Origin of the sequence: Ruegeria alba (assembly GCF_022321465.1) — a bacterium.
In the GTDB taxonomy this organism is placed as follows: Bacteria; Pseudomonadota; Alphaproteobacteria; order Rhodobacterales; family Rhodobacteraceae; genus Ruegeria_B; species Ruegeria_B alba.
Map to the genome: position 1 here is coordinate 1 of NZ_JAKOEM010000009.1, position 25,386 is coordinate 25,386.

The 25,386-nt window shown below is 65.4% G+C and carries 27 protein-coding genes; 8 read left to right on the plus strand and 19 right to left on the minus strand.

Features of this window, described 5'->3' with window-relative positions:
• Positions 1–241 precede the first annotated feature (241 nt).
• The 14 genes from MB818_RS11475 to ruvC form a co-directional block, all read right to left on the minus strand.
• On the minus strand, positions 242–817 hold the full coding sequence (locus MB818_RS11475; protein ID WP_238905158.1) for an MOSC domain-containing protein: 576 nt from the start codon (positions 815–817) through the stop codon (positions 242–244).
• A gap of 115 nt (positions 818–932) precedes the next feature.
• Entirely contained in the window at positions 933–2,846 is a 1,914-nt protein-coding gene (ftsH, locus tag MB818_RS11480; RefSeq protein ID WP_234139749.1) for an ATP-dependent zinc metalloprotease FtsH, read from the minus strand.
• Between the two features lie 78 nt (positions 2,847–2,924).
• The gene (gene tilS / locus MB818_RS11485) at positions 2,925–4,184 is read right to left on the minus strand and encodes a tRNA lysidine(34) synthetase TilS (protein ID WP_234162668.1); all 1,260 of its coding nucleotides are present in this window, start codon (positions 4,182–4,184) and stop codon (positions 2,925–2,927) included.
• On the minus strand, positions 4,175–4,990 hold the full coding sequence (ybgF, locus tag MB818_RS11490) for a tol-pal system protein YbgF (protein WP_234139751.1): 816 nt from the start codon (positions 4,988–4,990) through the stop codon (positions 4,175–4,177). Before ybgF ends, tilS begins: the two co-directional genes overlap by 10 nt.
• A 4-nt stretch (positions 4,991–4,994) precedes the next feature.
• Positions 4,995–5,507, minus strand: coding sequence for a peptidoglycan-associated lipoprotein Pal (gene pal / locus MB818_RS11495; protein WP_234139752.1), 513 nt, complete (start codon positions 5,505–5,507; stop codon positions 4,995–4,997).
• Between the two features lie 90 nt (positions 5,508–5,597).
• Positions 5,598–6,917, minus strand: a complete 1,320-nt coding sequence (gene tolB, locus MB818_RS11500; protein WP_234237628.1) for a Tol-Pal system beta propeller repeat protein TolB — start codon at positions 6,915–6,917, stop codon at positions 5,598–5,600.
• Positions 6,914–8,080, minus strand: a complete 1,167-nt coding sequence (tolA, locus tag MB818_RS11505; RefSeq protein ID WP_234216898.1) for a cell envelope integrity protein TolA — start codon at positions 8,078–8,080, stop codon at positions 6,914–6,916. The genes tolB and tolA overlap by 4 nt, the downstream gene beginning before the upstream one ends.
• A 9-nt stretch (positions 8,081–8,089) precedes the next feature.
• On the minus strand, positions 8,090–8,569 hold the full coding sequence (gene tolR, locus MB818_RS11510) for a protein TolR (protein ID WP_234139755.1): 480 nt from the start codon (positions 8,567–8,569) through the stop codon (positions 8,090–8,092).
• A 3-nt stretch (positions 8,570–8,572) separates the two neighbouring features.
• A complete protein-coding gene (gene tolQ / locus MB818_RS11515) occupies positions 8,573–9,268 on the minus strand; it encodes a protein TolQ (RefSeq protein ID WP_234139756.1) in 696 nt (231 codons plus the stop codon).
• A 107-nt stretch (positions 9,269–9,375) separates the two neighbouring features.
• Positions 9,376–9,759, minus strand: coding sequence for a tol-pal system-associated acyl-CoA thioesterase (gene ybgC, locus MB818_RS11520; protein ID WP_234139757.1), 384 nt, complete (start codon positions 9,757–9,759; stop codon positions 9,376–9,378).
• A complete protein-coding gene (locus MB818_RS11525) occupies positions 9,756–10,382 on the minus strand; it encodes a hypothetical protein (protein WP_234139758.1) in 627 nt (208 codons plus the stop codon). The genes ybgC and MB818_RS11525 overlap by 4 nt, the downstream gene beginning before the upstream one ends.
• A gap of 180 nt (positions 10,383–10,562) precedes the next feature.
• The gene (gene ruvB, locus MB818_RS11530) at positions 10,563–11,588 is read right to left on the minus strand and encodes a Holliday junction branch migration DNA helicase RuvB (protein WP_234139759.1); all 1,026 of its coding nucleotides are present in this window, start codon (positions 11,586–11,588) and stop codon (positions 10,563–10,565) included.
• A 46-nt stretch (positions 11,589–11,634) separates the two neighbouring features.
• Positions 11,635–12,309 (minus strand): Holliday junction branch migration protein RuvA, encoded by a 675-nt coding sequence (ruvA, locus tag MB818_RS11535; protein WP_234139760.1) that lies wholly within the window; start codon positions 12,307–12,309, stop codon positions 11,635–11,637.
• Positions 12,306–12,803, minus strand: coding sequence for a crossover junction endodeoxyribonuclease RuvC (gene ruvC, locus MB818_RS11540; protein ID WP_234139761.1), 498 nt, complete (start codon positions 12,801–12,803; stop codon positions 12,306–12,308). Before ruvC ends, ruvA begins: the two co-directional genes overlap by 4 nt.
• Positions 12,804–13,134: 331 nt before the next feature.
• Here ruvC and MB818_RS11545 point away from each other — a divergent pair, with 331 nt between their 5' ends.
• Positions 13,135–13,353: a DUF1127 domain-containing protein gene (locus tag MB818_RS11545; RefSeq protein WP_234139762.1), complete on the plus strand. Its 219-nt coding sequence runs from the start codon at positions 13,135–13,137 to the stop codon at positions 13,351–13,353.
• An 81-nt stretch (positions 13,354–13,434) separates the two neighbouring features.
• Here MB818_RS11545 and MB818_RS11550 read toward each other — a convergent pair whose 3' ends face one another.
• From MB818_RS11550 to MB818_RS11565, 4 genes are all read right to left on the minus strand, one after another.
• Positions 13,435–13,779: a hypothetical protein gene (locus MB818_RS11550; protein ID WP_234162670.1), complete on the minus strand. Its 345-nt coding sequence runs from the start codon at positions 13,777–13,779 to the stop codon at positions 13,435–13,437.
• Positions 13,780–13,878: 99 nt separating this feature from the next.
• The gene (locus MB818_RS11555) at positions 13,879–14,757 is read right to left on the minus strand and encodes a 50S ribosomal protein L11 methyltransferase (RefSeq protein WP_234176637.1); all 879 of its coding nucleotides are present in this window, start codon (positions 14,755–14,757) and stop codon (positions 13,879–13,881) included.
• The gene (locus tag MB818_RS11560) at positions 14,757–16,151 is read right to left on the minus strand and encodes an MATE family efflux transporter (RefSeq protein WP_234142997.1); all 1,395 of its coding nucleotides are present in this window, start codon (positions 16,149–16,151) and stop codon (positions 14,757–14,759) included. Before MB818_RS11560 ends, MB818_RS11555 begins: the two co-directional genes overlap by 1 nt.
• A gap of 4 nt (positions 16,152–16,155) precedes the next feature.
• Positions 16,156–17,391: an MFS transporter gene (locus tag MB818_RS11565; protein WP_234139766.1), complete on the minus strand. Its 1,236-nt coding sequence runs from the start codon at positions 17,389–17,391 to the stop codon at positions 16,156–16,158.
• Between the two features lie 169 nt (positions 17,392–17,560).
• On the opposite strand from MB818_RS11565, the gene MB818_RS11570 reads away from it, so the two are divergent.
• The 4 genes from MB818_RS11570 (at position 17,561) to MB818_RS11585 (ending at position 20,394) form a co-directional block, all read left to right on the plus strand.
• Positions 17,561–18,625, plus strand: a complete 1,065-nt coding sequence (locus tag MB818_RS11570; protein ID WP_234139767.1) for a YeeE/YedE family protein — start codon at positions 17,561–17,563, stop codon at positions 18,623–18,625.
• A 102-nt stretch (positions 18,626–18,727) separates the two neighbouring features.
• Positions 18,728–19,108: a COG4315 family predicted lipoprotein gene (locus MB818_RS11575; protein WP_234216904.1), complete on the plus strand. Its 381-nt coding sequence runs from the start codon at positions 18,728–18,730 to the stop codon at positions 19,106–19,108.
• A 15-nt stretch (positions 19,109–19,123) separates the two neighbouring features.
• Positions 19,124–19,642, plus strand: coding sequence for a sigma-70 family RNA polymerase sigma factor (locus MB818_RS11580; RefSeq protein WP_238905159.1), 519 nt, complete (start codon positions 19,124–19,126; stop codon positions 19,640–19,642).
• Positions 19,639–20,394: an anti-sigma factor family protein gene (locus MB818_RS11585; protein ID WP_238905161.1), complete on the plus strand. Its 756-nt coding sequence runs from the start codon at positions 19,639–19,641 to the stop codon at positions 20,392–20,394. Before MB818_RS11580 ends, MB818_RS11585 begins: the two co-directional genes overlap by 4 nt.
• 150 nt (positions 20,395–20,544) lie before the next feature.
• On the opposite strand, the gene MB818_RS11590 is transcribed toward MB818_RS11585, so the two are convergent.
• Positions 20,545–22,755 carry a primosomal protein N' gene (locus MB818_RS11590; protein WP_439653286.1) on the minus strand — a complete coding sequence of 737 codons (2,211 nt, stop codon included), beginning with the start codon at positions 22,753–22,755 and terminating at the stop codon, positions 20,545–20,547.
• Positions 22,756–22,873: 118 nt separating this feature from the next.
• Here MB818_RS11590 and fsa point away from each other — a divergent pair, with 118 nt between their 5' ends.
• From fsa to MB818_RS11605, 3 genes are all read left to right on the plus strand, one after another.
• Entirely contained in the window at positions 22,874–23,527 is a 654-nt protein-coding gene (fsa, locus tag MB818_RS11595; RefSeq protein ID WP_234139771.1) for a fructose-6-phosphate aldolase, read from the plus strand.
• Between the two features lie 215 nt (positions 23,528–23,742).
• Positions 23,743–24,450, plus strand: coding sequence for a DUF484 family protein (locus MB818_RS11600; RefSeq protein ID WP_234139772.1), 708 nt, complete (start codon positions 23,743–23,745; stop codon positions 24,448–24,450).
• Positions 24,447–25,367, plus strand: coding sequence for a tyrosine recombinase XerC (locus tag MB818_RS11605; RefSeq protein WP_234142991.1), 921 nt, complete (start codon positions 24,447–24,449; stop codon positions 25,365–25,367). The genes MB818_RS11600 and MB818_RS11605 overlap by 4 nt, the downstream gene beginning before the upstream one ends.
• Positions 25,368–25,386 lie beyond the last annotated feature (19 nt).

Here is a 25,386-nt window from a genome sequence, read left to right on the forward strand (position 1 = left end):
CCAGCTTCGCACCAATCTCCAAGATCGGCAACTTCCGCGCCTCGCGCGCTATCTCAATGTCACTCTTATACGCCATGGGTGCGATCCCCCGCTTGATGTCCTGGTATACCGGCGCACACGCGCCGGGCTGGTGACAGCAGTAACGTCGCATTTGCACCGGCAGGATGTGGATTCCGACATATTCGCGACGCGAAACGTCGCGGGCCGATTTCGCGGGTGACGTTTCGGAAACCTGTGCCGCTTATGGCATCCATGGACGCTGATCGGGGATGAACAGGGTCAGTTCATCGCCCAGCCGCAGAGTACCGGGGCGTTCGACCCAGGCGGTGACGCCGCGCCGATCCTGTGCCGCGGGCTTGAAGGCAGCGCCATGACCGGGCTTGTCGGCCTCGACTTCGCCTCCCGGCAAGACACAGGGGCGGTTTTCCATGTCGATGGTAAGCGTGGTTCCGTCCCCGTTCTGCAAGCGCGAGGAGGGCGGTACATGGGTGAAATCGGGAATGCCGCTGACCACGATCGAGGCGCCGAGCCAGGCCGGGTCGAGACGGTCCAACCCCATTTCAGTGGCGATGGCAGCCAGTTCCTCGGTCGACAGAATGGTCAGCTGGCGCACATTGCGGATCTCGGTATCGCGGTCATAGAGGTTGCGCACCCGTACACAGGAGGGACGCGTGGCGCCCTCGTGCCGCTCGCCTGTGACCCCGGAAAAGCTCAGCTCCAGCATATCGACTGGTTCTGCCCGCAGCACCCCGCCCGCAGGCACCCAGCCCAGCCATTCGACCCGGCCCACATAACCGCTTTTCTCAAGAACCGGCATTCGTACACTCTCCCATTGGTGACGGCCGCAACCTTAGCCGCCTCTCCGTCAGAGGCCAGCCAAAACAAAAAGGCCCGGGCGCATGCCGGGCCTTTTGATGTTGCTCTGTTCGAAATCAAGCGGTGGGTTCGGGCTCCATCCCGCCTGCCGGTGGCGCCTTGGGCTTGGTCTTGGGAATCGCGGTCACGCTGGCGGCGTTGCCCTGATCCTTGCCCGGATCCTCGTCATCGCTTTCATGCGGAGGTTCGCCGTTCATGACCCGCTTGATCTCGTCGCCGGTCAGGGTCTCGTACTCCAACAGACCCTGGGCCAGACGTTCCCAGTCGTCGCGGCGTTCGGTCAGGATGGCATGGGCCTGATCATAGCCTTGCTGGATGAAGCGTTTGACCTCTTCCTCGATCAGCTCCTTGGTATGGGCCGAGACCGAGAAACCGGCGGTATTGCCGGAATAGCCCTCATGCGCCTCGGCATAGTCGATATTGCCGACCTTGTCGGACATGCCCCAGCGCATCACCATCGCACGGGCCAGTTGGCTGGCCTGCTGGATGTCGCCCGCCGGACCGTTGGACACGTGATCCTCGCCGTATTTGAGAATCTCGGCAGCCTTGCCCGCCATGGTCATCGCCAGTTTCTGCTGGCATTCGTCACGATGCCAGTTCAGCCGGTCCATTTCCGGCAGGCTTACCACCATGCCCAGCGCGCCGCCGCGCGGGATGATCGTGGCCTTGTAGACCGGGTCGCACATCGGCAGGGCAAGCCCCACCACCGCGTGGCCCGCCTCGTGATAGGCAGTCTTTTCCTTCTGGTCCTGGGTCAGCACCATCGAGCGGCGCTCGGCCCCCATCATGACCTTGTCCTTGGCGTTCTCGAAATCCTCCATGGTCACGAAACGCCGGCCCACGCGGGCGGCCATCAGCGCCGCTTCGTTCACGAGGTTGGCCAGATCGGCCCCCGAGAAGCCGGGCGTGCCGCGCGCGATGATGCGCAAATCGACATCAGGGCCCAGCGGGGTCTTGCGCGCGTGTACGCCCAGGATTTTCTCGCGGCCCTTGATGTCGGGGTTGCCGACGGTGACCTGACGGTCGAACCGGCCCGGACGCAGCAGCGCGGGGTCCAGCACGTCCTTGCGGTTGGTGGCGGCCAGGATGATGACGCCTTCGTTGGCCTCGAACCCGTCCATTTCCACCAGCAGCTGGTTCAGCGTCTGTTCGCGCTCGTCATTGCCGCCGCCATAACCGGCGCCACGATGACGGCCGACGGCGTCGATCTCGTCGATGAAGACGATGCAGGGCGCGTTTTTCTTGGCTTGCTCGAACATGTCGCGCACGCGGCTGGCGCCGACACCCACGAACATTTCCACGAAGTCCGAGCCGGAAATGGTGAAGAAGGGCACGCCCGCCTCGCCCGCGATGGCGCGCGCCAAGAGCGTCTTACCGGTGCCCGGAGGGCCCACCAGCAGCGCGCCTTTGGGAATCTTGCCGCCAAGACGGCTGAATTTCTGCGGGTTGCGCAGGAATTCGACGATCTCTTCCAGCTCTTCCTTGGCCTCGTCGATACCCGCGACATCGTCAAAGGTGACGCGGCCATGTTTCTCGGTCAGCATCTTGGCCTTGGACTTGCCAAAGCCCATGGCGCCACCGCGCCCACCGCCCTGCATCCGGTTCATGAAATAGACCCAGACCCCGATCAGCAGCAGGAACGGCAACAGCGTGATGAGGAAGGACTGGAACCCCGATTGCTGCTGCTTTTCGGCGCGCACCGGGATGTTCTTGTCGATCAAGAGGGTCGTCACCTCGGCATCGCCAGGCTTGATCGTGACGAAATCGCGACCGTCAGTGGTGCGGTAGCGGATCTGCTCACCGTCTAGGATCACCTTTGTCACATTGCCTTCATCGACGGCACTGACAAATTCGGAATAGGTCTTTTCCTGGCTCTGCAAGGTTCCGCCCGACCCGCTGAACAGGTTGAACAGAGCGAGAATCAACAGGAAAAGGACGACCCAGAAGGCGATGTTACGTGCGTTGCCCAAGGACATTCTCCCAATACTTTCCGGCCGCGGAACTCCGCAGCCAGCTTGTTTCTTAAAATAGAGAGGATCGAGCGAGGTTCAATGCGATAAAAGGGACGCGTAGAAGTCTTCTTCGCCGCTTTCCAATTCGGCGGTCCAACCATTGGGCAATCCGGCCAGCGGCGCGGCGATCAGAGTGTCCCCGCTCCAGACCGACGGGCTGGCGATCAGTGCCGCATGGGGGCGCCCGGTCAGGCGCCAGTCCGGGCAGAGTTTCAACCCCGCCGGGCCAAGCGCGCGCAGCTCTCCGTTCTTGACCACCGGGCCGCGCAGCACCCAGCGCCCATCCCACAGTTCGCCCTGCGGGGTGGTGAGGGTTTCGACCGCCTTGTGTTCACGACAAAACCGGATACGGCGCCCCTGCCCCAGGATCAGGCACCCCCCCAACTGGCCCGAACGCTCGTGGCGCAGCGCGGCCAGCGCCTCTGCCACCGCGGCGCGGCGCGGCGGATATTCGCCGCCTCCGATCCAGCTGACGATATGCAACAGCATCCGTCGCGCGATCTCATCGGGCAGGGTTCGAAAACCGCGCGGCTCCAGCAGGACATCGCCGCCGTCGATCCGGGTCAGGTCGCGCGCCGCCAGAAAGGTGTACCAATCCAGTGCCTCGCGCGCGCGGGCCATGTTGGCGGCCACCTCTGCCAGACCCTGCGCATCGATGCCCAAGGGCGCCAGATCCGCCAGCGCCCGGCGCGCCTTGATGCGGTCATAACGGGCATCCTCGTTCGACGGGTCGTCGGCCCAACCGATGCCTTCGCTAAGCAAAAAGTTGCGCAGCGTGTCGCGGGTGATACCCAACAGGGGCCGCACCAGCACCACCCCGTTCTGCATGCGTCGCGGCGCCATGGCGGCAAGCCCGGATACACCGGCGGACCGGCTCAGCCGCATCAGCAGCGTTTCCGCCTGATCGTCGGCGGTGTGAGCCAGCGCCAGCGTGGTCACACGGTTGCGCAGCGCCCATTCGGTCAGCAGCGTATAGCGGGCGCGGCGGGCCTGGTCCTGAAGATTGCCCTCGCCGGTCCATCCGGTCCAAAGCAGGGTTTCATGTGACAAGCCCAGGCCAGCGGCCTGGCGGGCGACCAGCGCCGCCTCGGAGGCTGCCTCGGGCCGCAAGCCATGGTCGACCGTCGCGACCAGCAGTGTGACGTCACGACCCGGGAAGCTGCGGGCCAGCAGATGCATCAGAGCAACCGAGTCCCCACCCCCGGAAACGGCAACGCCCAGCCGCCGAGGCGGCTGGGCGGAGAACTGCGCCCTGAGATGATCGACGAGGTTCTGGCCGCCAGCCGTCAAGAGCACCCCAGCGAGGACATTTCCCGATTTGCGTCGGCAACGGCAGCCGCCGACGGGAACCGGACAGATACTTCGCCCAGCGTAACGCAGGCCTGGCTAGTCTGTCCCAACCGGCCCAGCGCTGCCCCCAGTTGGAAAAGCGCCTCGGCGGCAAGCGGCCCGGTACTGTCACCGGTAAAACTGGCCAGATAGGCGCGGGCCGCCTCGCGGGTGTCGCCCGTTCCATCCAGTGCCTTACCGCGTTTCAGATGCGCCTCGGCGGCCAGCGGACTGCCGGGATAGGAGGCCTCGAACTGGGCAAAGAGGTCGGCAGCCTTGGCATAGTCGCCCGCCGCGAGTGCCTCGCTGGCGCTGTCGAATTCGGCCTGTTCGCCCACCGCCAGTTCAGTCTGCGACTGGCTGGGCTGGGGCGAGGCCGCGGGCGTTACCTGCACGTCTCCGCCCAGGGTGGTACCTTGGGACAGTTTCGCGATATCGCAATCCGCCTCCAACTCGCACAGGCGGAACTCCAGATCGCCCACCCGGTTGCTGCCATCGGCAACCACGCGGTCGATTCTAGCATTGAGCTGCTCTGTCAGCCGCGTCAACCGCTGCAATTCTGCCTCAATCGCATCGACCCGCTCAAGAACTGTGCCCCCTGCCACCGAAGGCGAAGGCGAGCCAGTGGTCGAGAATTCGCGCTTGAGCCGCTGCACCTCGACATGCAGAACCGTCAACTCCTGCCTGATGTCGGCGAGCGTTTGCTGATCCTGAGCCGGTGCCTGCCCCGCAAATGCCAGAGAAACGGCAAAAACCGCGCCAGCAACTCTCATCCGCTTACCCCGTCAGATCCGTCGTCAGAACCGTCACCGCACGGCGGTTCTTGGAATAGCAGGCCTCGTCGCTGCAAATCTCGATCGGGCGTTCCTTGCCATAGCTGACAGTCTTGAGCCGGCTGCCGGCCACCCCGCGCGAGATCAGATACTCGCGCGCAGCATTGGCGCGGCGGGCGCCCAGCGCGAGGTTGTATTCGCGGGTGCCCTGCTCGTCTGCGTGACCCTCGATAGTCGCGTTGTAGTCAGTGTTGGTTAGCAACCACTGTGCCTGCGCCCCGAGGGTCGCCTGCGCCTCGGCGCTGAGCGTTGACTGGTCTACCGAGAACAGAACGCGGTCGCCGATCGCCTGGTTGAAATAGGCCGGCGAGGTGGGATCACTCACCAAGCCACTGCCAGCGCCCGCGCCAGCTCCGTTCAGATCGACAGCATTGCCATCGCCCAGATCCGCGGGATTTGTACAGGCTGTCAGCGCGAGCAACACGCCGATTACTGTTAGCTTGCTCAATACGTTCATTCCAGGTGCCTCACCTAAGATTTTCTTGTCTCTTTGATATCACATCGACTCGTCCATGTGAACGCGCGCCGAAGTGGGGGAATCCGCGGTTTACTTTTGCAACGGCGACCACGAAGGATCGCTGCCGCCATCGGGGGTGCGGACCGGGCGCAGATTGCGGCCCGAGATGTCGACGGAATAGAGCGCGGCGCGCCCGCTGGCGCCCTGCGTCTCGCGGGTGAACATGATGACGCGCCCATTGGGCGACCAGGTCGGCCCCTCGTCCAGGAACGAGGCGGTCAAGAGACGTTCCTCGCTGCCATCGGTGCGCATCACGCCGATATGAAACCGGCCCTTGCTCTGCTTGGTGAATGCGATCAGGTCGCCACGCGGCGACCAGACCGGCGTGCCATAACGGCCCTGACCGAAACTGATCCGGGTCGCCTCGCCGCCCGAGGCGGACATGACATAGAGCTGCGGCGTGCCGGATCGGTCGCTTTCGAACACGATACGGCTGCCATCCGGGGAATAGCTGGGCGCGGTCTCGATCGAGGGGGCGCTCGTCAGCCGGGTGCTTTGCCCTGAGGCGATATTCATCGCATAGAGGTCGGTATTGCCGCCCTGCGCCAGCGAGAACAGCACCGTCTGACCATCGGGCGAAAAGCGCGGCGCAAAGCTCATGGTGCCGTCCTGGCTTTGCAAGACGCGCTGTTGCACCTGGCCGACGTCCAGGATGTGGATGCGCGGAAAGCCACCCTGATAGCTGGTATAAAGCACGCGGTCGCCCGAGGGAGAGAAACGTGGCGCCAGCACGATCGACGAGCTGTCGGTCAGATACTGCACGTTGGCGCCATCGTAATCCATGATCGCCAAACGCTTGCGGCGCTGGTCCTTGGGTCCGCTTTCCGAAACGAAGGCGACGCGACTGTCAAAATAGCCGCCTTCGCCGGTGATCCGGCTATAGACCGCATCGGCCACCTTGTGCGCCATGCGGCGCCAGCCGTCGGTCGTGCCTGCAAATTGCAGGCCGCTGCCCAGTTCGGCCCCGGCGAACACGTCCCACAGGCGGAACCGCACCGTCAGCCGGTTGCCCGACACGCTGACCGCGCCGGTGATCAGTGCCTGCGCGTTGATCGCCTTCCAGTCGGCGAATTGCACCGGCGCGTCGAACGAGGTGACCTGACTGATATAGGCGGTCGACGGGATTTCACGGAACAGACCGCTGCCGGTCAAATCGTCGGCCAGAACGCGCGCGATCTCGGCCGCGTATTCGGCAGCGGCGGGACTGTCGGGCACGAAATTCGGCGCCGCATAGGGCAAGGGTTCGATGATCCCCTCATCGATGGTGATCCTGAGCGGTTGGTTCTGCGCCTGGGCCGCTCCGGCCAGCAGCGCTGCACCCAGAACAAGGCTGGTCAGAATTCTCATCATTTGATCCGCATCCTCTCGGGATTGAATGTCATTTCGATATCACGCCAGTGATCATATTTTTCACTGGGAAGTTTATAGCCCTTGGCCCCGCAACGGATGATAGCACGGCGCGCGGCCTCGTAGGCCTGTTTCGCGGCCCCCGACGATCCGCCAGAGCTTTCGATCATGCGGATCGAGCCGGTATCGGGCGTGCCGTCGGCATTCATCCGCACCGAAACCACCACTGTCGTCCTCAGCGCCTCGCTGGAAAGCGAGCCCACGTTCCAGCATTGCGACACCGCCACGCGCAGCGCGTCCTTCTCGCCGCTGGTCAACGGCGGGCCGGTGGGAGCTGGTGCGGCGGCCGGTTCCTCGGTCGCGGCCAGCGCTTCGGCCAGGGCATCGTTCACCGCGCTGCGGGTCTCGGCGGCCTGGCTGGCAGGTGCCGGACTCGCCTCGGGTTTTGCTGCGGGTTTTGCCTCTGGTGTGGCCGCGGGCTTGGTCTCGGCGGTCTGCGTGGGCTGCTGCGGGCGCGTCTTCGGGCGGGGCGAGCGCGACGGCGCCACCTCGGCCGTCGGATCGGCCTCGGGTTCAATCCGGTCGGTCGCCTCCTCGGGTGCGGTGGCGGGCTGCTCGGGCTGCGGCGTTTCGGCCCCTTGCTCGGCACTCACGGGCGGGGTTTCGACTGGATCCGGGCGTGCATCGGGCGGCGGTGCTGCCACCGGTTCCGGGGCGACGCGCTCAACCGGGCGCGGTTTGGGGCGCTTTCCCGGCGGTTCCGGCAACAGCACCGTTTCAGGCTCTGGCCGTTCCAGGCTGGGCGCCTCGCTGGGCACCTGCGGTTCCGGAGTGGGCTCGACCGGCTGCGGCGCAGGTTCGGGCTCGGGTTCGGGCCGGGCCACCGGCTGCGGCTCGGGGCGCACCGGTTCCGGCTCGGGCTCGGGCGCTGGTTCCACCGGCGCCGGCTGTTCGATGGGCGCGGTAGGCTGTTCCGGTTCGACGGGCTGAGGAATGATCTCGGGCGCCTCGCGCGGCGCGCTCAGCGCCGCGAACTCCTCGGCCGAAATGACCGAAACCTCCTGCACCTCGAAAGGCAAAGGATCCGAGCGGAAGGCACCGCCCAGAAAGGCCCATGCAACCAACGTGACATGGGCGAGCGCGGAAATCTTGGTGCCGGTCTGCAAACCGCTGCCTCACTCTCCGCCACTGTCGAGCCGTGGTCCGCCGGTATCGGTGACCAGCCCGACATTGGAAAATCCGCCCGCGTTCAGCGCCCCCATCACCTGCATCACCTGGGCATAGGGAATACCGCCATCGGCACGCAGATAGACCCGGTCGCTGCTGCGTTCGGCGGCAATGGCGCGCAGGCGCGCGACCAGCTCGTCGCGCGGCACGGCGGTTGTCTGGATCTGCACCTCACCCTCTGCCGTGATGGTCACGGTCAGCGGTTCCTCGTCATCCGAGGGCAGCGCGCCGGCGGCGGTCTTGGGCAGTTCGACCGGCACCCCCACCGTCATCAGCGGCGCCGCCACCATGAAAATGATGAGCAGCACCAGCATCACGTCCACAAACGGGGTGACGTTGATCTCGGACATCGGCCGGGCGCGTCCGCGACGGCGCCCGCGCCGACGCCCGCCTGACCCGCCTTCGGATTGCTGAACCGCGGCCCCCATGGCTCAGCTGTCCAGCTGACGCGAGAGGATGGTGGCGAACTCGTCGGCAAACGCCTCGTAGCCCGCAACGATCCGGTCGCTGTCGGCGCTGAGCTTGTTGTAGAAAATGACCGCCGGGATCGCGGCCAATAGGCCCAGACCGGTGGCCAGCAGCGCCTCGGCGATGCCCGGCGCCACAACGGCCAGGTTGGTGTTCTGCTGCTCGGCAATCTCGATGAAGGCGGTCATGATGCCCCAGACGGTGCCGAAAAGACCCACGAAGGGTGCGGTCGACCCGACCGTCGCCAGCACTGGCAGGCCGCGTTGCAGCCCTTCGGCCTCCTTGGCGATGGCCACGTCCATCGACCGGTCAATGCGCGCCTGCGCCCCGGCGATCAGGCCGCCGTCGTTGCGATGCGAGCGACGCCATTCGATCATGCCAGCGGCGAATATCTTCTCGGAACTGCCCTCCGGATCCGTCCCGATCTGTTCAAACAACTCGTCCAGCGGCTCGCCCGACCAGAAAGACCGATCAAACCGGTCCGCCTCGCGCCGGGTCGCGCGATACAGGATGTGTTTCTGAATGATAATGGCCCAGGCCCAGAACGATGCCAGAAGCAGCAACAGCATGACCAGTTTGACCGTCAGCGTCGCGCGGGCGAAAAGCCCCCACATCGAGAAATCGATTTCCTGCGCCAATGCCAGGGCTTCTGTTTCCATGAACCTGCTCTTTATTGCCCTATGACCGGTTTTCCGGCCTTGTTTCGCACGACGCTATAGCAGATTCCCGGCGATTTCCAACAGAACAGCAGAGGCGCCGAAAATTGTTACAGCAATGCGCGAATCTCCGCCGGGAGACGCACCGGGCGTCCCTCGCCGTTCATGCAGACGGCGGTGACGGTGGCCCGAAAGATCTCGGTCTCGCCGCGCCGGACGCTCTGCGCCATGGTCAATCGCACCCCTGACAGCGCGACCACCTCGGTCAGCACCGTCAAGTCGTCCTCGAACCGCGCGGGCGCCAGGTATTCGGCCTCGATCTTGCGCACCACCCAGACCAGCCCGGCCTCGCGCATCGCGTTCTGGTCGTTGCCCAGGTTGCGCACCCAGTCCGAGCGCGCCCGCTCGATGTACCGCAAATAGTTGGCATGATAGACGATGCCGCCCATGTCGGTGTCTTCGTAATAGACCCGAACGGGAAAGACATGCGTCATTGCGGGCGCTCCATGCGGGCAAAAAGTCTGAGCGCATGAGAGGCGTCCCGCGCCGCCCCTGGCAGGATCGGATCATAGGCCGCACGGATCAACCCGGCAATCTCGGGCCGCAGAATCGTTGCGTCACCCGCTAGCCCAAGCGGCGATTGTTCGCGGAAAGCGGCCTCGGACCACAACAGCATGACTTGCACCACCTGGGCCAGCGCCAGCGTCTGGGCGGGCTGTGCCGCCATCTGCGCATCCATCCGCAAAAAGACGAATGCCGCGCGGATCGCCCCTCCTTCGTCAAAGCGAAAGGCGCGATACTGGTTCGCACCTGCTGCCGTCAGCCGTTCGACCAGCGGCGCCAGATCCGGAATCAGCCTGTCGAGGTCTGGGACTGCCAGAAGTTCCTCCCAGTCACGAAAGAAGAAAACCATGCAGTTGGCCCCCAATTCGGGATCTGTCTCGGCCATCTTGTGACCCGCCAGCGCCATCACCGCCTCGAACGCGCCCTTTACCACCGACAGCGTTTCATCCTCGACCCCGAACACGATCGGCACCACAGGTCGCCCCCAGCGGGCGAACTGAAAGCTGCCGTCGTCGCGGGTGAACATGGCTTCGATTGTCTCAGGTGTCAGCATGGTGGACCGGCTCCGCAAAAAGGCGCCCCGTTTCTTGTCGAAACGCGGGCCAAGGTCCACCCCCGCCATTGCAAGATCGCAACCCGCGCCCCTTCACTTTGCCCAAAATACTCCGGGGGAGCCTACAAAATTCGGCGAATTTTGTAGGTGGGGGCAGCGCCCCCTTGCACATCCCCATCCCTAGCCGAACAGGTCGCTCTGCCCCGGCGGGCGCGGCGCGTCCAGGCCCAGATGCGTCCAGGCCTTCTGCGCCAGCATGCGCCCGCGCGGGGTGCGCTGGATCAATCCCTGCTGCAAAAGATAGGGCTCGATCACCTCTTCCAGCGAGTCCCGGCTCTCGCTCAAAGCCGCCGACAGGGTCTCGATCCCCACCGGCCCGCCGCCGTAATTTTCGGCGATGAGCCGCAGATAACGGCGGTCGGCGCCATCAAGGCCCAACTGGTCGACCCCCAGCCGGGTCAGCGCGTGATCAGCCAGTTCGCGGGTGATGCGGCCGTCGCCCTCGACCACGGCAAAATCGACCACCCGGCGCAGCAGGCGCCCGGCAATTCGCGGGGTGCCGCGGGCGCGCCGCGCGATCTCACGCGCGCCGGCCTCGTCGGCAGGGGCGCCCAGCTTGCGCGCATTGCGGCTGACGATTTCGAACAACTCGTCAACGGTGTAGAACAGCAGCCGGGTCGGTATGCCGAACCGGTCGCGCAGCGGCGTGGTCAACAGGCCCATCCGCGTGGTCGCCCCGACCAGCGTAAAGGGCTGCAACTCGATCCGCACGGTCCGCGCGGCGGGCCCGTCTCCGATCACAAGGTCCAGCTCGAAATCCTCCATCGCCGGATAGAGCACCTCTTCGACCGCCGGGTTCAGCCGGTGGATCTCGTCGATGAACAGCACATCGCGCGCCTCGAGGTTGGTCAGGATCGCCGCCAGATCCCCCGCCTTGGCCAGAACCGGCCCCGAGGTCATGCGGAAATTCACCCCCAGCTCGCGCGCCATGATCTGTGCCAGCGTGGTCTTGCCCAGGCCGGGCGGGCCATGGAACAGCGTGTGATCCATCGCTTCACCCCGCTGGCGGGCCGATTGCACGAAGATGCGCAGATTGGCCCGCGCCTCGGCCTGACCGATGAATTCGTCCAGCGCCTGCGGACGCAAGGCGCGGTCATTGTCCTCGGGCAACGGATCTGGCCGCAGGGTCGGATCGGCGTCGGTCATCTGTCATCTCCCGCAAGGACGCCCGCCAGGGCGGATCGAGCGCACCTCATGTCTTGGGCGCGAGCAGGCGCAGCGCCGCGCGGATCAGCTCTGCCTCTCCCGCCTCCGGCGCCTCAGCGGCGGCCTGTGCCACGGCGGCGGCGGCATCCGAGGGGCCATAACCCAGATTCGAGAGCGCCGACAGGGCACCTGCGGTCGCGGCACCGGCGCCGCTGGGCGGCGCGGTCTTGCGCGGCGCCGGCGCGGCGGGTTCGATCACCTCGACCACCTCTGCCGCGCCCTCCATTGCCTGGGCCACCGTGCCGCCCATCGCCATAACCCCCGGCGCCTTGTCCTTGAGGTCGAGCACGATGCGTTGCGCCGTTTTCGGCCCCACGCCCTTGGCCGACTTGACCGAGGCCCAGTCGCCCAGCGCAATCGCCCGGCTGACCCCGTCCGGCCCCAATGCGCCCAGAATGGCAAGCGACACCTTGGCCCCGACCCCCTGGACCGAACACAACAGCCGGTGCCATTCCTTCTCGGCCAGCGACATGAAGCCATAAAGCTGCATCAGATCCTCGCGCACCACCATATCGGTATACAGCGCGACCGCCTCGCCCACACCCGGCAGCGCCGCCAGCGTCCGATCCGAGCAATAGACAATATAGCCGACCCCGCGCACGTCGATCAGTACATGGTCGGTCGCGCGATAGTCGAGCCGCCCCGTCAGCTTGCCGATCATGCCCGCACCTCTCTCTGGCTCAGCGCCTTCGCGCCTCCGTAATAGGCGTGGCAGATGGCGATGGCCAGCGCGTCCGCCGCATCCGCCCCCTTGGGAAGGCAGCCGGGCAATTGCAGCTTGACCATGTGAATGACCTGTTCCTTTTCCGCGTGGCCTACACCCACCACCGTCTTCTTGACCCGGTTCGGAGCGTATTCGCCAACAGGCAAGCCGGCCTGCGCCAGCGTCAGCAGCGCCACACCGCGGGCCTGACCCAGTTTCAGCGTGCCCGCCCCGTCCTTGTTGACGAAAGTCTGTTCGATCGCCGCCTGATCAGGCCGGTGCGCGGCGATCACCTCGACGATCTGATTGTGCAGCGACAACAACCGCTCGCCCAGATCGTCGCCATCGGAATGACACAGCCCGTTGGCCACATGCGACAGCCGACTGCCCCGCGACTCGATCACGCCCCAGCCCAGCGTTCTCAAGCCTGGATCAATGCCAAGTATACGCATGTGTCCGCCCTGCCCGCCCGTTGTTGTAACTTTTTTCACGAATTAGCACGAAAGGGGAACATTTTCCAAGCGCTTTACGCTCACGCATGATTCCGACGCCTCGGATCCCGTTTTCGACTTCCTGCACAAAACCGACATGCTGCGACGCAGAAAGCGACAGGTTTTCACAGTCGATTTACCCAATATTTCATAAGGGTTTCGACGAATTTGACCTATGCAATCAGCGCATGCCGAACATGCAATTTGCGCGCTTGCTTTGTCGATTTTCGGCGCCTAGATGCCCGGCTGAAACAACGACCACTACTCACAACCCTATAGAGGACGCACGGATATGGCCGCACTGGACACCACCCGCTTCGCTCAAGGCTCCTTCGGCCTCGTTGGCCGTTTCGCTGCTCTTGGCACCACCATCGCAAACGCGTTTGCCGCCTGGAACGACGCCCGCGCAACCCGGAATGCGCTGACCGCGCTGAGCGACCGCGAGCTGGAAGATATCGGCCTGAGCCGCGCCGACATCGACACCGTCGCCGCAGGCAAGACCGTTTACTAAGTTCATCCCGCTCCCTCGGGACAACAGCAAACGCCGCATGCAAGAAATAGCATGCGGCGTTTTTTCTTCGCCGAGGGAAAATCAGCGCAGAATGGGCCCGATCTGTTCGGCAAGGAACAGGCTTGCCGGATCGACCTGCATCACCCAGGCTCCGGCTTGTTCGACCGGCGTGCCCTCAGCCAAGCTCGACAGGCGGGCGTCATAGCTGTCAGGGCCGAGACTGGCCAACAAAAATGCCTTGAAAGCGAGGATCGCCAAGCACAGTAGAAGCAGCGCCCGAAACGGCATTTGCACGCTCGCGCGGCGGGGCTTCAATTCGATCAGCCCATCTTTGCGCATGCGAGCGGTATAGCCGCGCGACAGAGCCTCGTGCTTCTTATTCAATCGACGAATGCGTTGGTCGAAGTCGACATTGTTATCGACCATGGCAACCTCCATACACCGGCCCCCACCAGCGTTGGAACTATGCTACGGTCGAAATTGGGCGAAACCAAGGCGGATGTATAAAATGCCTGTAAAACTGGCCTAAATTGCGTCGATTTTGCGAAGCAGCAGCGTAGTCCAGTCACCAATCACCCCGCGATCGACAAGATTGGTTCCAGCCTGCGCATAAACCGCGATCACATCATCGGCTTGTTCGTTCAGGATGCCGGACAGAATCGCATAACCGCCGGGTCGCAGATGGGCCACAAGATCGGGGGCCAACGCCACCAGCGGCCCTTTCAGGATGTTGGCAAAGATCAGGTCATAGGGCGCATGCGCCGCCAGTTCCGCATGGTCGAAGCCCGCCGCCTCCAGGCAGGTGACCGCGCCCTCCATGCCGTTGGCCTTGAGGTTGGCTTCGGCCACCTCGACCGCGACCGCGTCGATATCCGAGGCCAGGAAATCGCCCTGCCAGACCCGCGCCGCCGCCATCGCCAGCACCGCGGTGCCGCAGCCGATATCGGCCACCTTGGCGGCAGTGAACCCCTGCTCGATCAGCCCGTCCAGCGCGCGCAGACAGCCCAGCGTAGTGCCGTGGTGGCCGGTGCCAAAAGCCATCGACGCCTCGATCAGCAGCGGGATGCGATCCGCTGGCACCTTGTCGGCATCATGGCTGCCATAGACAAAGAAGCGCCCCGCCTCGACCGGCGACAACTCGCGCCTGACATGAGCGACCCAATCGGTTTCGGGCAGCTCCGACACCACGAAGGGCTGGGCGCCATGCACCGCCGCCAACAGCGCCAGCGCGGTATCGTCGGGGGTCTCGGTGAAATAGCCGCCGACTTCCCACAGGCCCGAGCCGTCCTCCAGCTCGAACACGCCGATACCGGTGGGTTCGGGGGTCAGGCTCTCCATCGCCTCGCCCAGCGCCTCGGCCTGGGATTTGCCGGTCAGGGTGGTCAGCGCGGTAAAGGTGGGCATCAGCGTCTCCTGTATCTGTCAGGATGCGCGTAGGGCCGTGGCGGCGCGAGGTCAAGCCGTGGCAGGTGACGGCGGCCCAGGCCAACGACGAACCGCCAGCCCCAGAACGACGCCCCCAGCCCCACCAGAAAGCTGCACAGCGCCTGCGCATAGATCACGCCGGTTGCCCCGTAGGCTCCCGCCAGCCAGAGCGCGGCGGGCAGCGTCAGCGCCCCGTCGCGCAGCCAGTTGGTCAGCGTCGCCCGCCGCGCCTTGCCCAGCGCGTTGAAGGCGGCGTTCGACACGAACAGCAGCGCGGCAAAAACAAATCCGCCCGCGCCCACATGGGTAAAGGCGCGCAGCACCTCGAGCGCGGGGCCTTGCAGGTCGAACACCGAGCCGATACCGGGGGCAGCAAGGCTCAGCACCGCCCACATCACCAGCGTATAGCCAAGGCCGAACAGCACCGCGTCGCGATAGGTGCTGCGCAGGCGCGCATGTTCTCCGGCGCCGAAATTCTGCCCAAAGATACCGCCGATGGCCCCCGCCAACGAGAAGATGCCGCCAAAGGCCACCACCGTCAGCCGCCCCACCACGGCCCAGCCCGCCATCGCCTGATCGCCGAACTGCGCCATGACCGAGGTCAGGATGTAATTGCCAACCGGGGCGGCCAGCTGGGTCAGGATGGCGGGCACCGCGATCACCATGAACGGGCGCCAGGTGGCCAGCAGGTCGCGCCGCCGAGGCCGGGCCAGCAGGTCATGCGGCCCCGTGGCAAAGCGGAACGCCATCGCCAGCATGACGAACCGCGACAGCACCACGCCCAGCGCGGCGCCATCCAGCCCCATTTCCAGCCCGTAGATCAGGAACGGGTCGATCACCATCGCCACCCCGCCCGATGTCAGCGTCACCGACATCGAGCGCATGCCGTCCCCCTCGGCCCTGAGCGCGCCATTGGCGACCATACCCGCCGCCATTACCCCCAGCGAGGGCACCGACAGCGCCAGATAGCGCGCCGCCAGTTCCGCCGTCTCGCCACTGGCGCCCGATAGCTGAACGATCTGATGACGAAAGACAAAGATGACGAGGCCGACAAGGCTCTGGATGGCAAAGGCCAGCAGCATCGCCGCCGTGGCATGCCGCCGTGCCAGCCCGCGCCGCCCCTGCCCGATCCCGCGAGAAATGAGCGCCACCGCGCCGATCATCAGCCCGATACCGACGCTGACCGACAGGAACTGGATGGCAAAGGAAAAGCCGATCGCCGCCATCAGGCGCGGATCCCCCAGCCGGGAAATCCAGTAGAGATTGGCCGCATCGACCAGAAAGACAAAGGTGATCCCCATCGCGCCGGTCAGGGTCATGCGGATCACATGCCCCATGGTCGAGCCGCTCAGGAACCGCCCGCGCCGCTCCATCCGGCTATTCCGCCGGGGCGGCGGGCATGTATTTCGACAGCACCGTCTCGTTGCCCGGTTCGGGGTGGCGCGGGATGAGCAGCGACAGGCCAAGCGAGATCAGCGCCATGCAGGCCGCCAGCCCGAACACCGCCGCAGGAGACACCACCCAGAGCAGACCCAGCAGAACCGGCAGGAACACCGCCGCGATATGATTGATGGTAAAGGCAACGGCAGCGGTCGGCGCGATATCGGCCGGGTCGGCGATCTTCTGGAAATAGGTCTTCAGCGCCAGCGCCAAGGCGAACAGGATATGGTCGATCACGTAAAGGATCGCCGCCAGCATTACGCCCCAGCCGAACCAGTAGATGCCACCATAGGCGGCAAAGACCATCGCCAGGCCGGCATACTCGAATATCAATGTGCGCCGTTCCCCGAACCGGGCCACCGCCCGTCCCAAAAGCGGTGCGACCCCCATATTGATCACCAGGTTGATCAGATAGAGACCGGTCAACTCGTGCACGTCGAACCCGAACTTCTCGACCATCATAAAGCCTGCGAAGACCACAAAGATCTGCCGCCTTGCGCCCGCCATGAATTGCAGCGCGTAGTAAAGCCAGTAGCGCCGGCGCAGGATCAGTTTCTTGGTCTGCGGCGTCGGCGCATCGAACTGCGGATAGGCCAGCAGGCAAAAGAGGGCGATCACCACGGTCAACCCGCCCGCCGCCATGAACACCGTGTTATAGCTCAGCTCGAACCGGTCCCAGGTCAGCACAATCAGCCCATAGATCACCAGCGTCGAGGCCGATCCGGTGGCCACCAGCCAGCCCAGCATCTGCGGCGCGCGGTCCTTTGACAGCCATTGCAGTTGCAGCGACTGATTCACCGTCTCGTAATAGTGAAACCCGATCGAGCTGAAGAGGGTCACCATCAAGAGGCCACCCAGGCTGGGAAACCAGGCGGTGACCGCCGTGGCCACCCCCAGCAACATCAGCGAGATCAACCCCAGCACCTGCTCGCGCATCACCAGGATCACCGCGATCACGCCGACGGCCAGAAAACCGGGTATTTCGCGCACCGTGTGCAGCAGACCGATATCGGCACCGTCGAAATTCGCCACCTCGATGACAAAGTTGTTGAGCAGCGCGCTCCACGCGTTGAAGGCGATGGGCATGGCAATGGCCATCGCGAACAACAGCGTGACGGGACGGCGCCAGAACGGCAGGCCGGCGGCCTGAGACAGGGGAACGGGTCGGAACATGGCAAATGCCTTACGCCCATTCCCTCGCCTTGGCGAGAGCAAAGCCCGCACTGCACAATCGCTCTGCATCAGCGCGCAGCCCGGTCCGGCGTCACCGCATGACCTAAATCAAATCACATATCGGAATGTGTCGCTATAACGGCGCAACTTTTGCAGCCCGGAGAGCGTCATGGATCTTGTCAGCCTTGTCGAACGCATCGGCGAAGCCCCCACCGCCGCCCTGTTCGGGTTGATCACCGGCATCACCTTTGGTGTCGCGGCACAGCGGTCGCGATTCTGCCTGCGCGCGGCCACGGTCGAATTTGCCCGTGGCCGGATGGAGGACAAGGTGGCGGTCTGGCTGCTGACCTTTTCCACGGCGCTGGTCTGGGTGCAGGCGGCGCAGTTGATGGGGCTGATGAACGGTGCCGATGCCCGTATGATGGCGGTGCCCGGCAGCTGGTCGGGGGCGATCATCGGCGGGCTGATGTTCGGCGCCGGTATGGTTCTGGCGCGCGGATGTTCCGGGCGCTTGCTGGTGCTGGCGGCCACCGGCAACCTGCGCTCGGTGGTATCCGGGCTGATCTTTGCAGTTGTCGCACAGATGAGCCTGTCGGGCCTGCTATCGCCGCTGCGCGACAAGCTGGCGGCGCTGTGGATTACCGAAGGCGGACGCAACATGAACCTGCTTACCACCTTTGGCTTGCCGGAATACGGCGGGTTGGTGCTGGGCCTGATCTGCGCCGTTTTCGCGCTGGTGCTGGCGCGGCGCCACCGGATCGGCGCGGCGCGGCTGGTCTTTGCCTCGGGCGTGGGCTTTGCCGTCGCGCTGGGCTGGGTGCTGACCTATGCGCTGAGTCAGGTGGCCTTTGAGCCGGTGCAGATCGAAAGCGCCACCTTTACCGGGCCCTCGGCGCATACGCTCATGTTCTTTCTCGACCGCAACGCGGTTCTGGAATTCGATGTCGGGCTGGTACCGGGCGTGTTCATCGGCGCGATGATCGCCGCGGCGCTGGCGGGCGAGATGAAGATCCAGGCCTTTGACGGACCGGTCACCATGCGCAAGGCGATGATCGGCGCGGCGCTGATGGGGTTCGGCGGCATGCTGGCGGGCGGCTGCGCCATCGGTGCGGGCGTGACCGGCGGCTCGATCTTTGTCGGCACCGCCTGGGCGGCGTTGTTCTTCATGTGGGTGGGGGCCATGGCCACCGATTTCCTGATCGACCAGCGCGCCACCAGCGCCCGGGTCGCCTGATCACGAAAACGCGAGGCTAGGGATTATTTGCGGCGCGGTGGCGTCCTTTGTTCTGCCGGTTGCATGAGGCACCGGTTGAGTGAGATCAGAAGGACACCCGACATGACCCTGAAACCCAGCCTTGCCCTGGCCGCCCTGTCGCTGGCCATTGCCACATCCGCCCTGGCGGGCACCGCGATCCAGACCGGCGACACCGCCAAGGGCGCAGTACTGACCGATGGCAATGGCCTGTCGCTTTATACCTTTGACAAGGACATGCCCGCCGTGTCGAACTGCTATGACGATTGCGCGGCAAAATGGCCGCCGCTCGAGGCCACCAATACCGCCCGCCCGCAGGGCGAATTCGGCATCGTGCTGCGCGCCGACGGCTCGCGCCAGTGGACCCACAAGGGCATGCCGCTTTACACTTGGGTCAAGGACAGCAAGGCCGGTGACATCACTGGTGACGGGGTCAAGGGCGTCTGGCATCTGGCCCGTCCCTGACGGCGGAGCGGTTGAATGGCGATCCTCGACCAGATCGAAGCCCTGATCCCCGACTTGCGCCGCTATGCCCATGCGCTGATGCGGGACCGCGAGGCAGGCGACGACCTGGTTCAGGATTGCCTGGAACGGGCGGTGGCAGGCCTTGCTGGCCGCCGCCCGGACGGCTCCCTCCGGGCCTGGCTGTTTCGCATCCTGATCAACCGGCATCGCGACCTGCGCCGCCGCGCGGCGCGCGCGGGCCATCTGATGGCGGTCGAGGATCTGGTGGTGGAACCGGCCCATCCCGCCGGTCAGGACAGCCATATGGCCCTGCGCGAGACCGAGGCCGCGATTGCCCGCCTGCCCGAGGATCAGCGCCGCGCGCTCTTGCTCGTGGCGCTGGAAGGGGCCAGTTTCGACGAGGCAGCGGCGGCGCTCGACATCCCCAAGGGCACTCTGATGTCGCGGCTGGCGCGCGCGCGGACCAATCTGAGAACCATGACCGGGCGCGGGGAGCCCTCCGCCGGCCTGGCCCAAAGGGGTAAAGGCGTATGACCCAGGACCCGCTGAACGACGAAGAACTGATCGCCTATTTCGAGGATGCGCTGCCGGTGGACGAACGCGCCGCGCTGGAGGCGCGGCTGGCGCAGGATCCGCGCGCGCAGGCACTGCTGGAGGACTGGACGCGGCAGAATGCCGAGATCCGCGCGCTTTATGGCGAGTCCGATGCCGAACCGGTGCCCGCGCGGCTGCATGAGGCCCTGCGCCCGCCCCCGGCGCCGCGCCCGCCGCTGTTGCGGCAAGCGCTGGCGGCGATAGCCCTGTTGGCGCTGGGTCTTGTTGGAGGCTGGGCCGGGCACGCCCGACTGGGCGCCCCCTCACCCGCTCCGGCGCTGGCCGATGCGGCGCTGACCGCGCATAACACCTATGTGGTCGAGGTTGTGCATCCGGTCGAGGTGCCCGCCAGCCAGCGCGACCATATGGACAGCTGGATGTCCAAGCGCATCGGCGCGCCGGTCAGCCCGCCGGACCTGTCGACCTCGGGCTTTACCCTGATGGGCGGGCGTGTCCTGCCCGCAGGCGACCGGGTGGCCGGGCTCTACATGTACGAGAACGCCCAGGGTCTGCGGATCACCCTCTATGTGGCGCAGCAAGAGGCAGGCGACAGCGCCTTTCGCTTTGCTGGAGACCGGCAGACCGAAATCCTGCACTGGGCCGATGGCGGGCTCGGATTCGCCCTGACCGGCGCCCTGCCCCGCGACGCTCTGCGCCAGATGGCCACCAGCGCCTATGAGCAGTTGCTGTAGCAGCGGAGGGGCTGGTCAGGGGGCGCTGCCCCCTCGGCCTTTGGCCTCACCCCGGAGTATTTCTGACCAGAAAGAAGCCGGAATGCGGGCACTGCTTCTTTCTGGTTTAGAAATACTCCGGAGCGCGAGGCGGAGCCTCGCAAAATAAGATCAAAGAAAGCTTTGCGGATCGATATCGACGGTGAGGCGCAGGTCGCCCTTAAGCCGCAGCGGCGCGATCCAGCGGGCGATGGCCTCTTGCAGCGGTGCGCCCTTGGGCGCCTTGACCAGGAGCCGCACCCGGTGACGGCCCCGGATGCGGGCGATGGGCGCGGGCGCGGGGCCGAAGACCTGCGCCCCGATCTGGCGCAGGGGCGCGTCGTTGCGCGCCATGGCGGTGCCGAGATCGAAGACCGGTCCGGCCTCGGGGCCCGACAGGATGATCCCGGCCATCCTCCCATAGGGCGGCACTCCGGCGGCTTGACGCTCTGCCGCCTCGGCCCGCCAGAACCGTTCCTCGTCGCCGGCAAGAATGGCGCGGATCACCGGGTGTTCCGGCTGATAGGTCTGCAACAGCGCCTGTCCCGGCTTCTCGGCCCGCCCCGCCCGGCCCGCCACCTGCCGCATCAGCTGAAAGGTGCGCTCGGCGGCGCGCAGGTCCGAGCCTTGCAAACCGAGATCCGCATCGATCACCCCCACCAGCGTCAGCAAGGGAAAATTGTGCCCCTTGGCCACGAGTTGGGTGCCGATGACGATATCCGCCTCGCCTGCCGCGATCGCCTCGATCCGCTGTTTCAACGCGCGGGCGGTGCCGAACATGTCCGAACTGAGCACCGCGATGCGGGCCTCGGGAAAGCTGGCGGCGGCCTCTTCGGCCAGCCGCTCGATGCCAGGTCCCACCGGGGCGAGCCGCCCTTCGGCGCCGCAATGGGGGCAGGTGTCGGGGATCGGTTTGGTCTCGCCGCATTGATGGCACATCAGCCGTTTCAGGAACCGGTGTTCGACCATGCGCGCGTCGCAATGGTCACAGCCGATCTGCTGGCCGCAGGCCCGACAGAGCGTGACCGGGGCATAGCCGCGCCGGTTCAGGAAAAGCAGCGATTGTTCGCCTTTGCCCAATCGGTCAATCACCGCGCGACGCAAGCTGGGCGAAATCCAACTGGAAGGCTGCATCGTCTCGGCCCGCATGTCGATGGCCTGCATCTGCGGCAGCACCGCCGCACCGAAACGCGAAGTCAGCTCCAGCCGCTCGTATTTACCCGCATCCGCATTGGCCCAGCTTTCCAGCGAGGGCGTGGCACTGGCAAGCACCACCCGCGCGCCGCAGATCGCCGCCCGCAGCACCGCCATGTCACGCGCATTATAGAGGACGCCATCCTCCTGCTTGTAAGAGGTGTCGTGTTCCTCATCGACGATGATCAGGCCAAGATCCCGAAACGGCAGGAACAGCGCCGAGCGCGCACCCACCACCAGCTGTGCCTCGCCCTGCCCCACCATGCGCCAGACGCGGCGGCGTTCGGTCATTGTGGCACCCGAATGCCATTCGGCGGGCCGCGCGCCGAACCGCGCCTCGACCCGGGTCAGGAACTCGGCCGTGAGCGCAATCTCCGGCAGCAGCACCAGCGCCTGTCGCCCCATGCGCAGCGCCTCGGCCACCGCCTCCAGATAGACCTCGGTCTTGCCGGCACCGGTCACCCCCTTGAGCAGCGTGGTGCCGTAGCGCCCGCTGCGCAGCCCGGCCCGCAGGCTGTCGGCAGCGCGGGACTGATCCTCGGTCAGCGCCTTGCCGGGCAGGTCGGGATCGAGATGCGGATAAGGCAGATCGCGCGGGCTGTCCTCTTCCCGCACGGCCCCCTGTTTGACCAGCCCCTTGACCACCGACGCGGTCACCCCCGCCATTTCGGCCAGTTCCTTGAGGGTGAAGGCGAGCCCACCATAGTCGCGCAACACCTCAAGAACACGGGCGCGCGCATCGGTCATGCGGTCGGGGTCCCCCGCGCCCAGCCGATAGATCTTGCGCATAGAAGGCGGGTCACCCAGACCCGGCGCGCGGGTGGCCAGGCGCAGCATCGCGGGCATCGGGGTCAGCGTATAATCGGCGGTCCGGCCCAGAAAGGCGCGCATTTCCGCGCGCATTGGCGCCACGTCGAGCACCCTCAGCACCGAGCGTACCTTGGACCGGTCAAAGTCACCCCGCCCCGGCCCCCAGACCACGCCCAGCACCTTGCGCGGGCCCAGCGGCACCTCGACAAAGGCACCCGAAAAACAGCCGCCCTCGGGCGCCTTGTAGTCGAGCGTCCGGTCGAGCGGCTGCGTGGTCAGGACCGAGACAAGCGCCCCCTCTTCGAAAAACCCGCCGCTGTCCAAGCCGCCCGTGTCCAAGCTGATGGCTCCCGTCAAACCTCATGTGCCGGCACAGCCCGGCATTCGGGGTTTGCGCCGCCTGTCTCATGAGGTAAAGGCAAGCCAGACCGAGGCCAACCCATCAAAGGACTGCCCCATGAAATTCTTCGTTGATACCGCCGAAATCGACGCCATCGCCGAGTTGAACGACCTGGGCATGGTGGACGGCGTCACCACCAACCCCTCGCTGATCAAGAAATCGGGCCGCGACATCATCGAGGTCACCCGTGAGATCTGCGCCATGGTCGACGGGCCAGTGTCCGCCGAGGTGACCGCCACCGATGCCGAGACCATGATCGCCGAAGGCCGCAAGCTGGTCGAGATCGCCGGCAATATCGCGGTCAAGGTGCCGCTGACCTGGGACGGGCTGAAGGCCTGCAAGGTGCTGTCGGACGATGGTCACATGGTGAACGTGACGCTGTGCTTCTCGGCCAACCAGGCGCTTCTGGCGGCCAAGGCGGGCGCGACCTTCATCTCGCCCTTCATCGGTCGGCTCGACGATATCAACCTGGATGGCATGGACCTGATCCAGGACATCCGCACCATCTATGACAACTACGGGTTCGAAACGCAGATCCTGGCGGCCTCGATCCGCTCTGTGAACCATATCCTCGACAGCGCGCGGATCGGCGCCGACGTGATCACCGCCCCGCCTGCGGTGATCAAGGCGATGGTGAACCACCCGCTGACCGACAAGGGGCTCGATGCGTTCCTGTCCGATATCAAGGCCGCCGGGATCAAGATCCTCTGAGGCATCGCCCTCGCGGCGCGCTCACGCACCGCGAACAACCGGGGAAAAGCCCAAGGAAATTCGACGAATTTTCTTGGGCGCCCCGCACCGGCAGCGTTCTTGCCCAAACCGTGTCGCAGCACATCCGGTGGTAGAATTCCGCCCGAGTGTTGATTTTTCGGCAGAAAAATCGCATTCCCGTGTTATAAAACGTCGCAACATAAAACGAGGCGTGAATGAGCAGCAGCCCGAAGCTGGACGAAACCTTGCGCGAGGCGATCATCGCCAAACCGCAGGTGGTATTGGATGACAAGGACATCATGCATGCGCTTGTCGCCGCGAACGAGCGGGCGATGGGCGGCAATGTCGTCGATCTGCGTGGCATCGCGATGGAGCGGCTCGAGGCCCGGCTGGACCGGCTCGAGGACACCCATCGCTCGGTCATCGCGGCCGCTTATGAGAACCTTGCCGGCACCAATCAGGTGCAGCGTGCGGTCCTGCGGCTGCTCGACCCGGTGGATTTCGAAACCTTCCTGCGCGATCTCGGCACCGAAGTGGCCGAGGTTCTGCGCGTCGATGCGATCCGGCTGGTGCTGGAAAGCAGCCAAGCCGAGCGCGGTGCCTCGCTGGAACGGCTCGACGATGTTCTGACCGTAGCACAGCCCGGATTTGTCGACAGTTATCTGACCGCCGGGCGCAACGCGGTGGCGCGTCAGGTCACGCTGCGCCAACTTCAACAGGCCACCCCGCAGGTCTATGGCCGCCGCGCCGACTGGATCCGGTCCGAGGCTTGCCTGAAACTCGACTTGGGCCCCGGTCGCCTGCCCGGCATGCTGGCAATGGGAGCCGAGGACCCGCATCAGTTCACCCCGCAATTGGGTACCGACCTGCTTTCTTTCTTTGCCGGCGTGTTCGAACGCACGATGCGCCGCTGGCTGTCGTGAGCCTGATCTCGCCGGCCTGCCGCGATGCATTGCAGCATTGGCTGGACACGCAGCGGGCACTGGCCGGTCGGGCCGACAACACCATTACCGCCTATCGCACCGATGTGGTCGAGTTCATGTCCTTCATGACCGTGCATTTTGGTGCGACGCAAGGGCTGGCACCGCTGGCCCGTATCGGGGTTCCCGACATGCGGGCCTGGATGGCCCAGATGCGCGCCGACGGGATCGGACCCCGCTCGCTGGCGCGCAAGCTTTCGGCGGTCAAGAACTTCTATCGCTGGCTGGCCGAACGCGAGGGGTTCGAGCCCACCGCCGTGCTGTCGACCCGGGCGCCCAAGTTCCAGAGGAAACTGCCCCGCCCACTGGCCGAGGATGCGGCGCGCGCGATGATCGACACGGTCGAGCTGCAATCGACCAAACCCTGGATCGCCGCCCGCGACATGGCGGTGGTGACCCTGCTTTATGGCTGCGGGCTGCGCATCTCCGAGGCGCTGTCGCTGACCGGGCGCGCGGCACCGCTGCCCGCCACGCTGCGCATTCGCGGCAAGGGCGGCAAGGAACGTCTGGTGCCGGTGATCCCCGTAGCCCGCGCATCGGTCGATGCCTATCTGCGGCTCTGCCCCTGGCCGTTGGAGCCTGACGCACCGCTGTTTCGCGGTGCCCGGGGCGGTCCGCTGAACGCCCGCAGCATCCAGGCGGTGATGGCCAAGGCACGGATGCAGCTGGGCCTGCCCGCCACCGCCACGCCGCATGCAATGCGCCACAGCTTTGCCACCCACCTGCTCGAAGCCGGCGGCGACCTGCGCGCGATTCAAGAGCTGCTGGGCCATGCCTCTTTGTCGACCACACAGGCCTATACCGCCGTCGACACCGCCCACCTGATGGAAGTCTACAACCGTAGCCACCCCAAGGCCTGACGCCCGCGCCCCGGAACCG

Coding starts and splice junctions, on each gene's coding strand:
- MB818_RS11475 (WP_238905158.1), bottom strand. CDS start 817: ATGCCGGTTCTTGAGAAAAGCGGTTATGTGGGCCGGGTCGAATGGCTG.
- ybgF (WP_234139751.1), bottom strand. CDS start 4,990: ATGAGAGTTGCTGGCGCGGTTTTTGCCGTTTCTCTGGCATTTGCGGGG.
- pal (WP_234139752.1), bottom strand. CDS start 5,507: ATGAACGTATTGAGCAAGCTAACAGTAATCGGCGTGTTGCTCGCGCTG.
- tolB (WP_234237628.1), bottom strand. CDS start 6,917: ATGATGAGAATTCTGACCAGCCTTGTTCTGGGTGCAGCGCTGCTGGCC.
- tolR (WP_234139755.1), bottom strand. CDS start 8,569: ATGGGGGCCGCGGTTCAGCAATCCGAAGGCGGGTCAGGCGGGCGTCGG.
- tolQ (WP_234139756.1), bottom strand. CDS start 9,268: ATGGAAACAGAAGCCCTGGCATTGGCGCAGGAAATCGATTTCTCGATG.
- ybgC (WP_234139757.1), bottom strand. CDS start 9,759: ATGACGCATGTCTTTCCCGTTCGGGTCTATTACGAAGACACCGACATG.
- MB818_RS11525 (WP_234139758.1), bottom strand. CDS start 10,382: ATGCTGACACCTGAGACAATCGAAGCCATGTTCACCCGCGACGACGGC.
- ruvB (WP_234139759.1), bottom strand. CDS start 11,588: ATGACCGACGCCGATCCGACCCTGCGGCCAGATCCGTTGCCCGAGGAC.
- ruvA (WP_234139760.1), bottom strand. CDS start 12,309: ATGATCGGCAAGCTGACGGGGCGGCTCGACTATCGCGCGACCGACCAT.
- ruvC (WP_234139761.1), bottom strand. CDS start 12,803: ATGCGTATACTTGGCATTGATCCAGGCTTGAGAACGCTGGGCTGGGGC.
- MB818_RS11545 (WP_234139762.1), top strand. CDS start 13,135: ATGGCCGCACTGGACACCACCCGCTTCGCTCAAGGCTCCTTCGGCCTC.
- MB818_RS11550 (WP_234162670.1), bottom strand. CDS start 13,779: ATGGTCGATAACAATGTCGACTTCGACCAACGCATTCGTCGATTGAAT.
- MB818_RS11555 (WP_234176637.1), bottom strand. CDS start 14,757: ATGCCCACCTTTACCGCGCTGACCACCCTGACCGGCAAATCCCAGGCC.
- MB818_RS11560 (WP_234142997.1), bottom strand. CDS start 16,151: ATGGAGCGGCGCGGGCGGTTCCTGAGCGGCTCGACCATGGGGCATGTG.
- MB818_RS11565 (WP_234139766.1), bottom strand. CDS start 17,391: ATGTTCCGACCCGTTCCCCTGTCTCAGGCCGCCGGCCTGCCGTTCTGG.
- MB818_RS11570 (WP_234139767.1), top strand. CDS start 17,561: ATGGATCTTGTCAGCCTTGTCGAACGCATCGGCGAAGCCCCCACCGCC.
- MB818_RS11575 (WP_234216904.1), top strand. CDS start 18,728: ATGACCCTGAAACCCAGCCTTGCCCTGGCCGCCCTGTCGCTGGCCATT.
- MB818_RS11580 (WP_238905159.1), top strand. CDS start 19,124: ATGGCGATCCTCGACCAGATCGAAGCCCTGATCCCCGACTTGCGCCGC.
- MB818_RS11585 (WP_238905161.1), top strand. CDS start 19,639: ATGACCCAGGACCCGCTGAACGACGAAGAACTGATCGCCTATTTCGAG.
- fsa (WP_234139771.1), top strand. CDS start 22,874: ATGAAATTCTTCGTTGATACCGCCGAAATCGACGCCATCGCCGAGTTG.
- MB818_RS11600 (WP_234139772.1), top strand. CDS start 23,743: ATGAGCAGCAGCCCGAAGCTGGACGAAACCTTGCGCGAGGCGATCATC.